Source organism: Mesorhizobium qingshengii (assembly GCF_027563465.1).
Lineage (GTDB): Bacteria > Pseudomonadota > Alphaproteobacteria > Rhizobiales > Rhizobiaceae > Mesorhizobium > Mesorhizobium qingshengii_A.
On the sequence record NZ_JAPFQA010000013.1, the window covers coordinates 55,383 to 71,097 of the forward strand.

Genomic DNA, 15,715 nt, shown 5'->3' on the forward strand with positions numbered 1-15,715 from the left:
ACCGCAAGGTTCGCGGGCTTTTTCTTGTCAACTGCCGAGCGAGCTATTCCGCCCTCGGTGGCGCCGCGCCTCACCTGCCTGCCGGCATCCTCTTCCCGTATAGGGACGGGGAGAGGGGCGCTCTCATCCATGGTTTCGCCAATTGCCAGCCCCGCAGAAAGGCACTGGCGTTGCGGCCAGCTACTTTCTCCCCGTCCCTATACGGGGAGAAATGCCCGGCAGGGCAATGAGGGGCGGCGCCGTCTTCACCAATTGACCGGTCTTGAAGCAGGATAGACCGTCAGCAAAAGCCTTTATGATCAAACAAAAACGCCGCGGACAAAGCCGCGGCGTTTCCTGGAAATCAGCCTCTTGGCCGAACTCAGCCCAATGGCTGCGGTTCCATGCCGCCTTCGGGCTCGGGCCCCTTCTTGCGGCGACCGCCGGACTTCGGCACGGCCGAGCCACGGCTGGGCGGCGTGTCGTCGCCGAGGTCGCGGGAAGGCTTGTGGCCGGCGATCAGCTGTTTGATCTCTTCGCCGGACAACGTCTCATATTCGAGCAGCCCCTGCGCCAGCGCAATCCATTCCTTCTTCTTCTTGGTCAGGATGGACTTCGCCGTCGAATAGGCCTCGTCGATCAGGCGGCGCACCTCGGCATCGATGATCTGCGCCGTCTCTTCCGAGACATTCTGCGTGCGCGCGACCGAATGGCCAAGGAAGACTTCTTCCTGGTTGTCGCCATAGGCGACATGGCCGAGCTTGTCGGAAAAGCCCCAGCGCGTGACCATGGCGCGCGCCAGCTTGGTCGCCTGCTCGATGTCCGAGGAGGCGCCGGAGGTGATGTTCTCCTTGCCGAACTTGAACTCCTCGGCAACGCGGCCACCCATCATGATGGCGAGGCGCGAGATCATGTATTTGTAGCTCATCGAATAGCGGTCGCCTTCCGGCAACTGCATGACCATGCCGAGCGCCCGGCCGCGCGGGATGATGGTGGCCTTGTGCAGCGGATCGGCAGAGGGCACGTTGAGCGCGAGGATGGCGTGACCTGCCTCGTGATAGGCGGTGAGCTCCTTCTCGGCCTGGGTCATGGCCGAGGAGCGGCGCTCGGCGCCCATCATGATCTTGTCCTTGGCGTCCTCGAACTCCGCCATGGTGACGAGGCGCTTGTTGCGCCGCGCCGCCATCAGCGCGGATTCGTTGACGAGGTTCATCAGGTCCGCGCCGGAAAACCCGGGCGTGCCACGGGCGACAACCTTGAGGTCGACATTGGGCGCCAGCGGCACGTTGCGCACATGCACCTTGAGGATCTTCTCGCGGCCGACGATGTCGGGGTTCGGCACCACCACCTGGCGGTCGAAGCGGCCCGGTCTGAGCAGCGCCGGGTCGAGCACGTCGGGCCGGTTGGTGGCGGCGATCAGGATGATGCTCTCATTGGATTCGAAGCCGTCCATCTCGACCAGCAACTGGTTCAGCGTCTGCTCGCGTTCATCATTGCCGCCGCCGAGCCCGGCGCCGCGATGGCGGCCGACCGCGTCGATTTCGTCGATGAAGATGATGCAGGGAGCATTCTTCTTGGCTTGGTCGAACATGTCGCGGACGCGGCTGGCGCCGACGCCGACGAACATCTCGACGAAGTCCGAACCGGAAATGGTGAAGAACGGCACGTTGGCTTCGCCTGCAACCGAGCGGGCGAGCAGCGTCTTGCCGGTACCCGGAGGGCCGACGAGCAGCACGCCACGCGGAATCTTGCCGCCGAGCCGCTGGAACTTCTGCGGATCGCGCAGGAACTCGACGATCTCCTCGAGGTCTTCCTTGGCTTCATCGACGCCGGCAACGTCCTGGAAGGTGACGCGGCCATGCGCCTCGGTCAGGAGCTTGGCCTTCGACTTGCCGAAGCCCATCGCGCGCCCCGAGCCGGATTGCATCTGGCGCATGAAGAATATCCAGACGCCAAGGATGAGGATCATCGGCAGCCACGAGATGAGATAGCCGAACAGCGAATTGGAACCGTCGGTTTCAGGCCGCGCATTGATGGTGACGTTCTTGTCCTGCAGCCGCGAGACCAGCGACGGATCGCCCGGCGAATAGGTCTGGAACCCGCTGGCATTGTCCGTGTAGGAGCCGGTGATGCGGGCGCCCGCAATGGTCACCGTCTTGACCCGGCCGGCCGCGACATCCTGCAGGAACTGCGAATAAGGCACATCGCTCGAAGCCCCACGCGTCTGCGGCGTCTGGAACAGATTGAACAGGGCAATGAGCAGGACCGCTATGATCGCCCAGAGCGCGAGGTTGCGATAATTCGGATTCATCAATTGTCCCGTTGGCATCCGCAGGGCGGACACGCGTCATGAGAGGAAACTTGGGCCTAACATAGGGAGAGCGCCTCCCCTTGCCAAGCAGAACAGCACGTCTGGGTTAAGCTTTCGCCCATCATCAACCGGCACTGTGGCCGCGGAAAGGCGGGGCGGGAAGCGGCGCCGCGCCGATCAGTCCGGCAACGGCCCGCGCCGGTGCCAGATCGAAGGACGGCAGGAACCGTGCGAAAGGCGCCACGACCGGTCTGGCCTCTGCCACCGTGAGCGCTCGGCCATCCCTCGGCGAACCAGGACATTTATCGGCTTGCCACAAGGCCGGCTCGGCGGCGAGCGCGGCGCGCAGCAGGCTTGGCGGGGTTTCCCCTTTGCTAACGGCCAGCCGCTTGGCGGCTGCTGCCCCGAACGGTGCGATCAACAATGCGCCGCCGCTGTCGTTCAATGTGATGCGGCGGCGGCCATCCCAGACGACGCTGCCGGTGGCTGCGGCGGCGGCCGGCAAGCCGCGCGCCTCGCGGCGCAGGAAGAGGCCAGCGCGCCGGTAATCGACAACCGTCCGCGACAATGTGGCGCAAAGAAATCCGGCCTTCAGCCGGTCGAACAGCGCCTCGCCGCGAGCCTGATCCGGCAGGAAGGCAACCCCGCCGGTTGTCGCCAGCAGAATGCGCAGCGCATAGACGGCGGCCCGGTCCTCGCCGGCCTTCAGCAGGCCCGGGTCAAGGCGGATGAGCCCGGCCGCCGGCTGGGTCGCGAGATCGCCGATCAAGTCCGCGGCGCCGAGACCGAGCCGGGTGCGCGCGCCGCCTTCACGCGCGGCCAGCGCCAGGGCATCGTCGATGCGCTGCGCGCCGTTCCCATCCGCGAGCGTTGCGCGCATGCGCGGCCGCTCGAAAGCCTCGTTGGCATTGGTCGGATCGTCGGCCCAGCCGACGCGTCGACGCCGCAGGACATCGCGCAGTGCCGCGCGCCGGACCCCGAGAAACGGCCGCACGATCCAAGTGCGCCAGTCATACAGGGTGGCCGGCGCCATGCCGGCAAGCCCCCGGCCCGCCGTGTCGGCGGGACCTTGGCCCCCGTCACGGGCCAGTCCTTCCTCGCGGGCTTGCCGCATCAGCACCGTTTCCGCCTGGTCGTCGGCGGTATGGCCGGTCAGGATCAGGCCGATGCCTTCCGCCCGCGCGGCCTCGGCCAGCAGCCGGTAGCGCGCTTCCCGAGCAGCGGCGGGCAGACCGGCCGACGGCTTGCGTCCCGACCATGTCAGGATGCGATGGGGAATTGCATATGTGGCGCACAGCCTCGCCACCGCTTGCGCTTCCGCCGCCGAACCGGGTCGCAGATCGTGGTCGATCGTCACCGCCAGCAGCTTCGTTGCCGGCGCGACACGATCGAGATGTTGTTTGAGAAGAAGGAGCAGGGCGGTCGAGTCGCTGCCGCCGGACACGGCCGCAACGGCGCCGCTGGTAAAATCGATATGCGAAAAAAGGTTGGTCGAAAAATCAGGCTCGATGTCGAGCATCAGCAGGCAGCCAGAGCCTTCTCCTGCTTGACGCGTTCCTTGAGCGCACCGGAAATATCGGGATAGCGCTTGCCGATCTCGCTGAAGGTGGCGCAGGCAACATCATGCTGCTTGAGGCCGACCAGCGACACGCCGAGCTTCAGCAACATGTCGGGAGCCTTCTTGGCCTTCGGGTAGTCCTTGCTGGCGGCAAGGAAGGTCTCGGCCGCGTCGCGGTACTTCTGCTGGCCAAGCAGCGATTCGCCCAGCCAGTAGTGCGCATCGGCCGCCTTCGCATCCCGGGGGAAGCGGGCGATATGGTCGCGAAAGCCCTGCTCGGCGGTGCTGTAGTCGCCCGACAGGATGAACTGATAGGAGTTGCGGTAGAGTTCTTCCGGATCGTTGGTGGAGGGCAGTGCCGCGACCACCGTGCCGTCGGACTTGCCGGCCTTGGCCGGGGCGCTGGTGGCCGGGGCGGTGTCTTGCGCCGCCGCCGCCGCCTGGGTGTTGCCGCCGGCATCGATCACATTGCCATTCTTGTCGACGGTGATGCTGCCGAAGGTCTTTTCCGGCGCTCCCGTGCCGGGAATAACCTTGCCGGGCTCGCCATCGGGTGATTCGACGATGACGTCCTCGACCGTCTTGCCGCCTGCGGCCTGATTGCCGCCGGGCGCGGTGCCGGCATCGGCCGGCGCCTGGGTTGCCGGAGCCGCCGCCATGTCGGTGTTGGTATCGGTGGCGGCGTCCGATTTCTTCTGGGCCGGGGGCTGTCCGCCTTGCGCGCCGCCTTGTGAGCCGCCCTCAAGCTGCTGGAAGCGGAACTCATTGTCCTCCTGCTGCTTGCGGATCTGCTCCTGCATCTGCAGGACCTGGAAATTGAGTTCCTCGATCTTGCCGTTCATCTGCCGCAGCTGCTCTTCGAGCGCGGTCACGCCGGTGCCGTTCTGCTGAGCCAGCTGCACCTGATCCGGCTGCTTCCTTTCGCCAAGAATGCCGGGCAACTCGATCGTCGGCAGGTGAAAGGAAAAGCCGCGGTCGGTTGATTGCCCTGTGCCGCTTGCCAGTGCGGTGACGCCTGATAGGAGCAGCAGCGCAAGCGTGCCGCTCAGAACCGATCTCAAATGCATGTGCCTCTCGCCGTGAATCGTTAGCTTGTTCGCGCCTTCCAATCAAAGTGGGACCAGCCAAGCGCCCTCGGCTCATAGCAGGACCCGAGACTTCGGCCAAATTTTGTTTCGGGCGGCCAGATACGAAAAAGGCGGCCCAAGGGCCGCCTTTCGCATGGCTATGTTGCATTTTTGCCGCTACGCCGCCGCGCGTTCTCTTGACGCGCCGGCAGGCTCCGCGATGCCTCAGGAACCGGCGCCGCTGAGCGTGGTGACCGCGCGGCGGTTCTGCGACCAGCAGGAGATGTCGTCGCAGACCGCGACCGGACGCTCCTTGCCGTAGGAAATGGTCTTGAGGCGGCTGGCCGAGACACCCTTGGCGACGAGGAAGTCGCGGGTGGCGGCGGCGCGGCGGGCGCCAAGCGCCAGATTGTATTCGCGCGTGCCGCGTTCGTCGGCATGGCCTTCGATGACGATGGCATACTGCTTGTACTGGTTCAGCCACTGCGCCTGGCGCGAAAGCGTCGTCTGCGCGTCGGCACGGATCGAGGTCGAGTCCGTATCGAAGAAGATGCGGTCGCCGATGTTGACGGTGAAGTCCTGCGCCGATCCGGGCGTTGCCGCGCCAGCGCCGTTAAGGCCAAGATCAGCGGCGCTGTTCGGCGTCTTCTTCGAGGCGCAACCGGCGATGGCGAGCATCGCCACCAGTGCGATCATGGCCGGGTTTCTGGTAAGTGCTGCGATACGGCCCATGCCGCCTCTCCTTCGTATTTCGAGTGATTTCGTTGATCACCCAGTAACCACGTTTGGGTTAACCGGCATTCAAGAAACACGGTTAAATTTTGGTTTAGGCTGGTTTAGGCTGCCCGTCCGCAACCTCTTGGTCCGGGGCCACAGTTGGCGCGGACCCTAGGCGGAAATGCGGCCAAAACGCGACCAATGCATGGAAAAGGGGCCGAAACGGCCCCTTTTGAAGATGTGTGGCAATTCAGCCGAATCTATTCCAGCAACGGCGACCATGCCGGGTCCGAAGCGAAGTTCGCCGTCGGGATCGATTGCTCGTTGCGGCCGGTGAGATCGACCGAAACCAGTTTGGGGCCACCGGCGGAATCACGGAAGAACATCAGCACCCGGCCGTTCGGCGCCCAGGTCGGCCCTTCCTGCTGGAAGCCCGAGGACAGGATACGCTCACCCGAGCCATCGGTCTTCATGACGCCGATCTGGAATTCGCCACCAGTCTGCTTGGTGAAGGCGATGAGATCGCCGCGCGGCGACCACACTGGCGTCGAATAGACGCCGTCGCCGAAGGAGATGCGGGTCTGCCCCGAGCCGTCCGCGCCCATCACGTAGATCTGCGCGCGGCCGCCACGGTCGGACGTGAACACCACCTTGCTGCCGTCGGGCGAATAGGACGGCGACGTGTCGATGGCGATCGAGTTGGTCAACCGCGTCGTAGAGCGGCTTCTGAGGTCCATGGCGAAGATGTTGGAGTTGCCGTCGTCGCGCAGCAGGCTCATGATCACCTTCTGGCCGTCGGGCGAGAAGCGCGGCGCAAACGTCATGCCCGGGAAATTGCCGACCAGTTCGCGCTGGCCTGTCTCGATCTGCAGCAGGTAGACCCGCGGCTGGCCGCTTTCATAGGACATGTAGGTGATTTCCTGCCGGTTCGGCGAGAAGCGCGGCGTCAGCACGATCGACTTGCCATCCGAGAGATAGCGGACATTGGCGCCGTCCTGGTCCATGATGGCAAGGCGCTTCTTGCGCGCGTTCTTGGCCCCGGATTCGTCGATGAAGACGACGCGGGTGTCGAAATAGCCCTTCTCGCCGGTCAGCTTCTCATAGATCGCATCGGCGATGATGTGAGCGACCCGGCGTTGATTGGCGTCGTTGGCGAAAAACTGCTCGCCAGCTATCTGCTGGTTGCCAAAAATATCCCACAGCCGGTACTGGGCGCGGATGCGGCCATCCGCCTCCTTGCTCACGCTGCCGGTGACCAGCGCCTGCGCGTTGATGACCTTCCAGTCGTCGAAGCGGGGCGCGGCATCCGGGTTCGTGATCTTTTCGACAAAGGCGTTCTTGTCGATCGGCGCGAACAGTCCTGACCGTTTCAGATCGGCTGTCACGATCTCCGATATCTGCGCGCCTAGCCCTCCCTGAAAGTCGGGGATGGCGATCGGCATCGGCTCGACATTGCCTTTGTTGACGTTGAGCTCGAGCGTCGCTCGAGCAGGCAAGGTGGCGACACCATTCATGCCCATCGCCATCGCGGCGACCACCAGGAGCGGCTTGAGGATGGATTTCATGTCTTCTCGCTTCTCTTGCTGATTTTTTTGGATGCCCGGGCTACAGGCCAAGCATCGCTCTTGGATCAAAGTTGACGCGAACGTCGGACCATATGTCTTGCTTTCCGGCGGGAACCTGCAGCCCGGCGACATCGCATTTCTGCACGGCCCGAACCGCGCTGCTGTCGAATTGGGCGTTGCCGCTGGACTTTTCGACAGTCGGGCGGCCTTGGAGCTTGCCAGAGGCATCCAGGTTGAAACGGATCACCACGGTGAAATTCTCCGAACCTTCCAGGCCAACGGGTAGGGTCCAGCATCCACCGAGCTGATCTTCCAGCGCCCCTTGCTCGGACTTCGAAAGCTTCTGTCCCTGGTCCTTTTCCCCGCCGAGCGACGCCTGCTGGGTCGAGCGCTTGGCGCCGCCGCCCGATGGCTTCTGCTTGTCGAGCATGGCCGAAATCTCGTCGGCATTGAACTGCTTGTCGTCCGATTTGGGCTTGGATGACGCTTCCTTGACCGGCTTGTCGGCGTCCTTGCGGTCCGGCGCCTTGGCGCTTTCGGCCTGTGCCGGCTGCGGCTTCGGCCGGGCTTGCGGCGCCGGTGCCGAACTCGGCAGTTGTGTCTCTTCCGGCGGTGGCGGCTGGTCGATCGCCTCGGCGATCGCGTCGGGCTTGACCTCAGGCTTCGGCTCGATCGCGGCTGTCTTGTCCTGCGGCGGGGTCGGCGTCGGCACCTTGGCCGGGGTCGGTTTCGGTTCCACCTGCTTCACCGGCTCGGGCTTGACCTCCTGTTTGGGCTGCGGCACCGGCGCCACTTCGGTCGCCGGCGTCGGCTTCGGCTCTTCCTTCGGCTTGGGTGCGTCCTCGGGCTTCGGCTTCTCCGTCGGCGTCGGCGCGGGCGGCGGCGCCGCCGTTTTCTCGACCGGCTTCGGCTTGGCCTCGTCGGTCACCGGCTTGTCGGTGTCGGTACTGTTCTCGCCTACTTTCTGGGCATCGGCCATAATGTCCGGACGCTTGGTCGGGGTCGGCGCCGGTTTTTCATGCATAACCGCCTTCTTGTCGCCCTGCAGGGTCTGCGCGACCGCCTCCGTTGGAACGATTTCGACCGATACCGATTGAGCGTCAGACACAGGCAGGGCGGCCGGCGCCGACAGCGTCAACAGGCCAAAAGCCAGCAGCGCCATATGCAAGATCACCGATGTGGTGAGGCCGGTTTTCATTTCGCGTCTATTGATCCTGTTTCGGCAGTGTAAGCAGGCCGATGTTCTTGTAGCCGGCGTTTTGGATGAGGCCCATCACCACCATCGCGGCACCGTAATTGGTAGTCTTGTCTCCGCGGATGAAGATGCGCTCTTCGTAGCCGGTCTTGGAAATCGCCTGCAGTTTGGCGACCAGCTCTTCCTGCGGGATTTCAGTCTCCTGCAGGAAAATCTTGCCCGTGCCGTCGATCGTAATCGTGATCGGCTGGGTATCGGCGTTCATCGCGCTGGCCTTCGTCTCCGGCAGGTCGACCGGTACGCCGACCGTCAACATTGGCGCCGCGACCATGAAGATGATCAGCAGCACCAGCATCACGTCGACCATCGGCGTGACGTTGATTTCCGACATCAGCGCATGGTGACGGCCGCGCCGCCTGTGGCCGCGCCCGCCGCGTCCCCCCATGCCTACGGACATACCCATCTTTCGTGCTCCTCAGGCCTTCGGCGCGACTTTTTCATCGATTTGGCGCGAGAGTATGGCGGAGAACTCGTCGGAGAACCCTTCCATGCGCACCGCGATCTTGCTCGCGTCGGACGACAGCTTGTTGTACGCGATGACGGCCGGGATGGCGGCGAGCAGGCCGATGGCCGTCGCCAGCAACGCTTCGGCAATGCCGGGCGCGACCACCGCGAGGCTGGTGTTCTTGGACCCTGCGATCGCCTGGAACGAGGTCATGATACCGATGACGGTGCCGAACAGGCCGATGAAGGGTGCCGCCGAGCCGGTGGTGGCGAGGAAGCCGAGGCGCCCCTCCAGCTTTTCCATTTCGCGGGTCAGCGCCAGGTCCATCGCCTTGTCGATGCGGGTCTGCAGCCCGAGTGGCGTCTTCGCGCCCTTCTCGAAGCTCTTCTTCCATTCGCGCATCGCGGCCACGAAAATGGCGCCCATGCCGGTGGTCTTGCGGTCGGCAAGCGTCCGATAAAGCTCCTCCAGCGACTGCCCCGACCAGAACACCTGCTCGAAACGGTTAAGCGCCAGCCGCATGCGGGCATAGGAAACGAGCTTGTCGACAATGATCGCCCAGGTCCAGACCGAGGCGCAGAGCAAGCCGATCATGACCAGCTTGACCACCCAGCTGGCCTGCATGAACAGCGCCCAAATCGACAGTTGCGCGCCCGGTTCGGCGAGTGCGATATTTTCCATGGTAACGTCCTTAAGATTTTCCGGGCAAAGCTGGCGGCTGGCCCATGGGCATCCCTTGTGGTCGGTTCGCGCGAAGCTACCGGAACAACCCCAAACTGCGCCGTCCGCGGCCTTTTCGGGGCAAATATTGGTGAAAGGAAGGCGCTGAATCCCGCCAATCTTCACCAATCTCTTCATGAACCGTTATGGTTAAGGATGGGTTAGTGAATAAGGCGCGGCGCATTGCCGCGCCCGTCAGTCGCCAAACTGGCCTGCGTCAACTCATCCGCCGTTCAAAGGGAGGGTGGGATTCAGGTCAGGGCGGGTCGAAACCGGTGGGCTCCGGGAACCGGAGCGGAGCATACTTTTAGCTACTTGAGCACCGGAAGCGCGGGGAACCCCCCGTTTGCAGGCCGGCATCACCTGAATATCAGCCCACCTTGGGCATGAACGCTGCCACCCATTCCCTGGGAAAGCGCCTTGGCCGGCCATTCTCGCCGATGATCGCCGCTTCGACCCTTGCCTCGACCAGCACCTCGTCGCCGCGTTTGAGTTGCTGCGCCATGAAGATGCGCGCGCCGGAAATGTCCTCGGTACGGGTGTCGATGGTCAGGATGTCGTCGATGCGGGCGGAGCCGCGAAAATCTATCTCCATGCGACGCACCACCCAGACTATCCTCTCGCCATGCTTGCCGTCGGCAAGCTCGGTATGATGCACGCCGGTCAGCCTGAGATAGTCGGAGCGGCCGCGTTCGAAGAATTCGAGATAGCGCGCGTGGTAGACGACGCCGGAGAAATCGGTGTCGGCGTAGTAGACCCGTGCCATCAGCCGGTGGCCGAACTCCGTCAGCGCGCCGGAAAGCCCTGCCAGCAATGTCGCCGATTCACCATGATCGCCCATTGCGCTTCCTTTTTCAGTCCCGACGAGGCACCTGTTCCCCGCGAGACACCGCATCGGATGGCACTGTTGACGGCGATGATCAAGACCTTGATGGCGGCGCTGTCGGTGCTGGTGGCTCTGGCGCTGCCGGGCCAGGCGGCAACCTTCTCGATGAAGCGCGGCCTCAACCTCGACCAGTGGACGACCTGGCCGGGCGAGGATCGATGGGGCGACGCCAAGGCCATCCTGCCCTATCCGGAGTGGCGCAAATTCCTCAAGGACGACGATCTCAAGGGGCTGAAGGACGCGGGCTTCGATTTCCTGCGCATGCCGGTCGACCCGTCGCCTTTCCTCTCCGCCCAGACCGTGGCCTTGCGTGACGACCTCTATGCCAGCGTGCTGGACTCGGTGCGCATGATCAACCGCGCCGGCTTGAAGGTGATCGTCGACATGCATCTGATCCCCGCCGGCGGCAGCCGCAAGATCGGCATGGCGCAGGTGATGGACGACCCGCAAACCTTCGACCTCTATGTCGACGTGGTGCGCAGGATGGCGCGCACGCTGGCCGGCGAAGATCCCAGCCAGATTGCCTTCGAACCGATGAACGAACCGATCGTTGACTGCGACAGCGACGGCACCAGCCTGTGGCCGGACCGCCAGCGCAAACTGTTCGCGGCGGCGCGCTCCTCGGCCACGAAACTGACCCTGGTGCTGACCGGTGCCTGCTACTCCGCCGCGAGTTCCCTGGAGAAGATCGACCCGAAGACTATCCCCGACGACAACGTCATCTGGACCTTCCACTCCTACGATCCGTTCCTGCTCACCCATCAGGGCGCCACCTGGGCCGGCGACTTCATTCCCTATGTGATCGGCCTGCCCTATCCGCTGACCGCGGTACCCCAGGCGCAGCTTGACGTAACGCTCGACACCATCCGCGCCAGGATCAAGGCTGAGGCGCCATGGACACGGCAGAGAGGCCTGCTTGCCTATCTCGACGAACAGGTCGCCAGCATGGACGGTCCCGACAAGCTGCTTGGCCTGATGGACGCGCCGTTCAAGAAGGTCGAGGCGTGGGCGAAAACGAACGGCATCAAGCCGGAAAACATCACGCTCGGCGAGTTCGGCATGATCCGCCAGGAATACGGCAATGCCTATGTGATGCCCGCCGAGTACCGGGCCGCCTATGTCAAGGACATGATCGCGCGCGCCGAAGCGCACGGCTTCTCATGGTCGGTGTGGAGCTATGGCGGCGCCTTCGGCATCGTCGACGCCTTCAACGGGGACAAGGCCGAGCCGGACGTCATGGACGTGATCCGCGCGCTGCATTGACCTTCAGGCCGAACCAAGGCCGATCGACAGGATTTCAGGGCGAACGCCGAAACGCAATGGCACTAAGCTGAAGCCAAGCCCGCCCGAGACGATCGGGTTGGTCATTCTCGACGACATGGCCGCAAGCACACCGGCCTGCAGCAGGTCGCGCTCGGGCGCTATTCCTCCTGGAACAGGTTGATCTGCTGCTGTGCCAGATCCTTCGGCGCATCGAGGCCGAGATGCCGCCAGGCATTGGCCGTCAGCATGCGGCCGCGCGGCGTGCGCTGGATGAACCCTTGCTGGATGAGATAGGGCTCGATGATGTCCTCGATGGCGTCGCGCGGCTCCGACAGGCCGGCTGCGATCGTCTCGATGCCAACCGGCCCGCCGCCGAAATTGCGGGCGATCATCGACAGGTAGCGGCGGTCGAGTGCGTCGAGGCCGAGCGCATCGACCTCCAGCCGGGTCAAGGCCTCGTCGGCGATCTGGCGGTTGACATGGCCATCGCCGGCGACGGACGCGAAATCGCGCACGCGGCGCAGCAGCCGGCCGGCGATGCGTGGCGTGCCCCGCGCGCGCCGCGCGATCTCCAGTGCGCCATCGTCGCCGAGCGGCATTTGCAGGATGCGGGCGCCGCGCCGCACGATCTGTTCCAGTTCCTCGACCGAATAGAAGTTGAGCCGCACCGGAATGCCGAAACGGTCGCGCAGCGGATTGGTCAGCAGTCCGAGCCGCGTGGTGGCGGCGACCAGCGTAAACCGGGCGAGGTCGATCTTGACCGAACGCGCCGCCGGTCCCTCGCCGATGATCAGGTCGAGCTGGAAATCCTCCATCGCCGGATAGAGGATTTCCTCCACCGCCGGGCTCAGCCGGTGGATCTCGTCGATGAACAGCACATCGCCCTCTTCGAGATTGGTGAGCAGTGCGGCGAGATCGCCGGCCTTGGCGATGACCGGGCCGGAGGTCGAGCGGAAATTGACGCCGAGTTCGCGCGCCATGATCTGCGCCAGCGTCGTCTTGCCGAGACCGGGCGGACCGACGAACAGCACATGGTCGAGCGCCTCGTTGCGGCCCTTGGCGGCCTCGATGAACACCTTCAGATTGGCCCGAACCGCCGCCTGGCCGACGAAGTCGTCGAGCGTCTGCGGCCGCAAGGTCTGCTCGGCATCCTCGCCGCGTTTTTCGGGCGCAATCAGGCGGGGCGACAGGCTCATGCTGCCTTCCTTGCACATGGCAGGGAACCGGACAAGCGAGCTCTCACCGCGCCAGTTCCTTCAGCCCGAAGCGGATCAGCTTCGGCGCATCGGCGTCCTCGCCTGCGGTCTTCAGTGCCGCCGCCACCGCATTGGCCGCGGTGTCGCGAGAATAGCCGAGATTGACCAGGGCCGACACGGCATCGGTGATCGGCGCCGATGCGATGCCTTCGCCGAGCTCCTGCTTCAGGCCGATGGTGCCCGAGGCAGAGCCGGCATAGGCAGGCGCCTTGTTCTTCAATTCGGTGACGATGCGCTCGGCCACCTTCTTGCCGACGCCGGGCGCGCGGGAAACCATGGCGATATCGCGCAGTGCAATGGCATTGGCGAGATCGGCTGGCGCCAGCGTCGACAGGATGGCCAGCGCCACCTTGGCGCCGACACCCTGCACATTGCTCATCAGCAACCGGAACCACTCGCGCTCCAGCTGCGACTGGAAGCCGTAGAGGCGCAGCATGTCCTCGCGCACATAGGTCTCGATGAACAGCACCACCGCCTCGCCCGGCGCCGGCAGCCCCGCCAGCGTGCGCGCCGAGCAATAGGCGACGTAGCCGACGCCATGGATATCGACGAGACAATGGTCCTCGTCGATCTCGTCGAGCGTGCCCTTGAGCTTGCCGATCATGCCCAACAGCCTCTCATGATGCCAATGCCGCCATCCGGTAGGCAATGCTCTGCCGGTGATGCGCGTGACAGATGGCGATGGCCAGCGCGTCGGCGGCATGCTCGGTATCGAAAGTGGCTTTCGGCAACAGCACCTTCACCATCATGTGGATCTGCTTCTTGTCGCCATGGCCGACGCCAATCACCGCCTTCTTGACGGCGTTGGGAGCATATTCGGCAACAACAAGGCCGGCACGCGCCGGCACCAGCATGGCTATGCCGCGCGCCTGGCCGAGCTTCAGCGTCGCCACCGCGTCCTTGTTGACGAAGGTCTGTTCGACGGCCGCTTCGTGCGGCATGGCGCTGTGCAGGATCTCGGCGAGCCCGTCATGCAGCTGGCACAGCCGTGTCGCCAGCGCCGCCTTGTCGTCGGAGCGCACGGTGCCGGAGGCGACGAAGCGCAATGAATTGCCGAGGCTCTCGACAATGCCCCAGCCGGTGCGCCTGAGCCCCGGATCGATACCGATGATGCGAATCGCTTCCCCCATCCGCCAACTTTACCTCCGGCGGATAGCGATGCCAGCGAAATGTGAACAAACCAGAAACAACAACTCTCGCGGCAGCTATCAGCCGCGGGCGAAAGCCGTGTTCAGCAGGCTGATCTGGTCGGAAACCGGGTTGGGGCGGCGAGCCATCGGTTGCATGTCGACCACGGCGCCATCGCCATAGATCTCCTCGTCCATGCGGCGCACCAGTGCCTGCAGGCGAAGCGAGCGGTTGACGAGGTCGAGGAAATCCCTGGGCAGTTCGGCCCAGCCGGCGGCGTCGTCATTGGCTGAAGCGGTGTCGAGACGAACCTTGGACTTTTCGGAAGCAACCTGATCGCGGGTCATCTCGCCGGAATTCGCCGCGCGCTGCAAAAGCAGCCAGGACGCAACCTGCATCAGCCTGGTGGTCAGCCGCATCGATTCGGCCGCATAGAGCGTGGCTGCCAGCCTGGACAGTTTCTTCGCTTCGGCGCGGCCCTTGCCGTCGAGATATTCGGCCGCTTGCTCGACCAGGCCCATGCCTTCCTGGTAGAGCGGCTTGAAGGATTGCGAGAAAACCCGGCGCTCCGCCAATTTGACGGTCTTCGCACTGCCCTTCGAAGGCTCGTTCATTGCTACGCCCCTGCACTTGCGACCGGCCGATTCGGCTCACTGCCGATACCCCCGGCACCCCAATGAGTGAAGCTTGAAAATGCGCTTCGTCACCGGTGAAGGCAAGCACATGTTTAACAGAAGGTTAACGGCGATCCGATGCCGGACGCCCTGGAACGCGGAAAAAAAAAGAGCCGCGGATAAGGCGGCTCTCAGGAGTTTAACAGGGAGGCGTCAAACAAAGTGGCTCCAACCACTCGGTAAGAATCCAGATCACTGGATGAACATAGTAAACACCTGTAAAGCTTAATGAAGCCTTAACCGCGCGATTGTTTTTCGACCGAACCCCGCCGTTCTGTGCCGTAACAGCACAGAACCGGACCCCGCTTAGAGCCTGTTTCGAAAGTCGCTCCGGCAAGTCATGTGATGGTGGTTTCGAGAACCGGAGCGGAGCGGACATCCAAGTCCGTGAGCGCCGGAAGCACAGAAAACGCCATCAGATGGCCGCCAGGGCAGAGTTTCCTGACAGGCGCTCAGCTCAGGCCTTCTTCCACACCGCCGGCAAGGCGATGAAGGCAAACAGCAGCATGCCCGCGTAGAAGCCCATCGAAGAGGCCGCCACCAGCGGTTCGATCGCGGCATTGCCGGCAAGCAGGAAATACAGGCCGATCAACAGGCCGATGCCGCTGACCGCCGTCAGCCAGAAATGAACGACGGCGAGCGTCTTTTGCCCGACCGCCGGAAACAGATGGTAGAAGAAGGCGAATACCGCCGACATCAGCCATCCGGCGACCATCGTGTGAGCGTGGGTCGGCATCTGGTCATGATCATGGCTGATCGCCATGTGCAGGCCGAGCGCCATTCCGCACAGCGCGTAGATGATGGCCAGCGTGAAGAAATTTCGTGCTACCCCTTGCATAATGTTCCCCCGAATTGCCTTTTCCCGTCTGCGGGAATGGGTTGATCGTCAGG

15 protein-coding genes are annotated in these 15,715 nt (G+C 63.9%); 1 reads left to right on the forward strand and 14 read right to left on the reverse strand.

All coding sequences use genetic code 11. The features are described from left to right. Window positions 1-361: 361 nt before the first annotated feature. From ftsH to ybgC, 9 genes are all read right to left on the reverse strand, one after another. Complete coding sequence (gene ftsH, locus OOJ09_RS23775; protein WP_269907542.1) at window positions 362-2,290, reverse strand: ATP-dependent zinc metalloprotease FtsH; 1,929 nt, start codon at window positions 2,288-2,290, stop codon at window positions 362-364. 124 nt (window positions 2,291-2,414) lie between these two features. After that, on the reverse strand, window positions 2,415-3,809 hold the full coding sequence (tilS, locus tag OOJ09_RS23780; protein ID WP_269907543.1) for a tRNA lysidine(34) synthetase TilS: 1,395 nt from the start codon (window positions 3,807-3,809) through the stop codon (window positions 2,415-2,417). Beyond that, window positions 3,809-4,915 (reverse strand): tol-pal system protein YbgF, encoded by a 1,107-nt coding sequence (gene ybgF, locus OOJ09_RS23785; RefSeq protein WP_269907544.1) that lies wholly within the window; start codon window positions 4,913-4,915, stop codon window positions 3,809-3,811. The genes tilS and ybgF overlap by 1 nt, the downstream gene beginning before the upstream one ends. A gap of 225 nt (window positions 4,916-5,140) precedes the next feature. After that, a complete protein-coding gene (gene pal, locus OOJ09_RS23790) occupies window positions 5,141-5,647 on the reverse strand; it encodes a peptidoglycan-associated lipoprotein Pal (protein ID WP_269907545.1) in 507 nt (168 codons plus the stop codon). Between the two features lie 245 nt (window positions 5,648-5,892). Continuing rightward, window positions 5,893-7,197 (reverse strand): Tol-Pal system beta propeller repeat protein TolB, encoded by a 1,305-nt coding sequence (gene tolB, locus OOJ09_RS23795; RefSeq protein ID WP_269907546.1) that lies wholly within the window; start codon window positions 7,195-7,197, stop codon window positions 5,893-5,895. A gap of 40 nt (window positions 7,198-7,237) precedes the next feature. Further along, complete coding sequence (locus OOJ09_RS23800) at window positions 7,238-8,395, reverse strand: energy transducer TonB family protein (protein WP_269907547.1); 1,158 nt, start codon at window positions 8,393-8,395, stop codon at window positions 7,238-7,240. A gap of 7 nt (window positions 8,396-8,402) precedes the next feature. Further along, entirely contained in the window at window positions 8,403-8,855 is a 453-nt protein-coding gene (gene tolR, locus OOJ09_RS23805; protein WP_269907548.1) for a protein TolR, read from the reverse strand. A 12-nt stretch (window positions 8,856-8,867) separates the two neighbouring features. Then, window positions 8,868-9,578: a protein TolQ gene (gene tolQ, locus OOJ09_RS23810; protein ID WP_091578781.1), complete on the reverse strand. Its 711-nt coding sequence runs from the start codon at window positions 9,576-9,578 to the stop codon at window positions 8,868-8,870. A 409-nt stretch (window positions 9,579-9,987) separates the two neighbouring features. After that, a complete protein-coding gene (ybgC, locus tag OOJ09_RS23815; RefSeq protein ID WP_269907549.1) occupies window positions 9,988-10,458 on the reverse strand; it encodes a tol-pal system-associated acyl-CoA thioesterase in 471 nt (156 codons plus the stop codon). A 57-nt stretch (window positions 10,459-10,515) separates the two neighbouring features. Here ybgC and OOJ09_RS23820 point away from each other — a divergent pair, with 57 nt between their 5' ends. Beyond that, on the forward strand, window positions 10,516-11,766 hold the full coding sequence (locus OOJ09_RS23820) for a glycoside hydrolase family 5 protein (RefSeq protein ID WP_269907550.1): 1,251 nt from the start codon (window positions 10,516-10,518) through the stop codon (window positions 11,764-11,766). 158 nt (window positions 11,767-11,924) lie between these two features. Here OOJ09_RS23820 and ruvB read toward each other — a convergent pair whose 3' ends face one another. The 5 genes from ruvB to OOJ09_RS23845 form a co-directional block, all read right to left on the reverse strand. Beyond that, window positions 11,925-12,962, reverse strand: a complete 1,038-nt coding sequence (ruvB, locus tag OOJ09_RS23825; protein WP_256752738.1) for a Holliday junction branch migration DNA helicase RuvB — start codon at window positions 12,960-12,962, stop codon at window positions 11,925-11,927. A 43-nt stretch (window positions 12,963-13,005) separates the two neighbouring features. Further along, window positions 13,006-13,626 carry a Holliday junction branch migration protein RuvA gene (gene ruvA / locus OOJ09_RS23830; RefSeq protein ID WP_269907551.1) on the reverse strand — a complete coding sequence of 207 codons (621 nt, stop codon included), beginning with the start codon at window positions 13,624-13,626 and terminating at the stop codon, window positions 13,006-13,008. Between the two features lie 13 nt (window positions 13,627-13,639). Further along, the gene (ruvC, locus tag OOJ09_RS23835; protein ID WP_269907552.1) at window positions 13,640-14,152 is read right to left on the reverse strand and encodes a crossover junction endodeoxyribonuclease RuvC; all 513 of its coding nucleotides are present in this window, start codon (window positions 14,150-14,152) and stop codon (window positions 13,640-13,642) included. A gap of 78 nt (window positions 14,153-14,230) precedes the next feature. Continuing rightward, window positions 14,231-14,764, reverse strand: coding sequence for a DUF1465 family protein (locus OOJ09_RS23840; RefSeq protein WP_269907553.1), 534 nt, complete (start codon window positions 14,762-14,764; stop codon window positions 14,231-14,233). Between the two features lie 517 nt (window positions 14,765-15,281). Next, window positions 15,282-15,662: a hypothetical protein gene (locus OOJ09_RS23845; RefSeq protein WP_269907554.1), complete on the reverse strand. Its 381-nt coding sequence runs from the start codon at window positions 15,660-15,662 to the stop codon at window positions 15,282-15,284. Between the last annotated feature and the right edge of the window lie 53 nt (window positions 15,663-15,715).

Coding starts and splice junctions, on each gene's coding strand:
- OOJ09_RS23820 (WP_269907550.1), top strand. CDS start 10,516: ATGGCACTGTTGACGGCGATGATCAAGACCTTGATGGCGGCGCTGTCG.
- ybgC (WP_269907549.1), bottom strand. CDS start 10,458: ATGGGCGATCATGGTGAATCGGCGACATTGCTGGCAGGGCTTTCCGGC.
- ruvB (WP_256752738.1), bottom strand. CDS start 12,962: ATGAGCCTGTCGCCCCGCCTGATTGCGCCCGAAAAACGCGGCGAGGAT.
- OOJ09_RS23845 (WP_269907554.1), bottom strand. CDS start 15,662: ATGCAAGGGGTAGCACGAAATTTCTTCACGCTGGCCATCATCTACGCG.
- ruvC (WP_269907552.1), bottom strand. CDS start 14,152: ATGGGGGAAGCGATTCGCATCATCGGTATCGATCCGGGGCTCAGGCGC.
- OOJ09_RS23840 (WP_269907553.1), bottom strand. CDS start 14,764: ATGAACGAGCCTTCGAAGGGCAGTGCGAAGACCGTCAAATTGGCGGAG.
- ftsH (WP_269907542.1), bottom strand. CDS start 2,290: ATGAATCCGAATTATCGCAACCTCGCGCTCTGGGCGATCATAGCGGTC.
- OOJ09_RS23800 (WP_269907547.1), bottom strand. CDS start 8,395: ATGAAAACCGGCCTCACCACATCGGTGATCTTGCATATGGCGCTGCTG.
- ybgF (WP_269907544.1), bottom strand. CDS start 4,915: ATGCATTTGAGATCGGTTCTGAGCGGCACGCTTGCGCTGCTGCTCCTA.
- ruvA (WP_269907551.1), bottom strand. CDS start 13,626: ATGATCGGCAAGCTCAAGGGCACGCTCGACGAGATCGACGAGGACCAT.
- tolB (WP_269907546.1), bottom strand. CDS start 7,197: ATGAAATCCATCCTCAAGCCGCTCCTGGTGGTCGCCGCGATGGCGATG.
- pal (WP_269907545.1), bottom strand. CDS start 5,647: ATGGGCCGTATCGCAGCACTTACCAGAAACCCGGCCATGATCGCACTG.
- tilS (WP_269907543.1), bottom strand. CDS start 3,809: ATGCTCGACATCGAGCCTGATTTTTCGACCAACCTTTTTTCGCATATC.
- tolR (WP_269907548.1), bottom strand. CDS start 8,855: ATGGGTATGTCCGTAGGCATGGGGGGACGCGGCGGGCGCGGCCACAGG.
- tolQ (WP_091578781.1), bottom strand. CDS start 9,578: ATGGAAAATATCGCACTCGCCGAACCGGGCGCGCAACTGTCGATTTGG.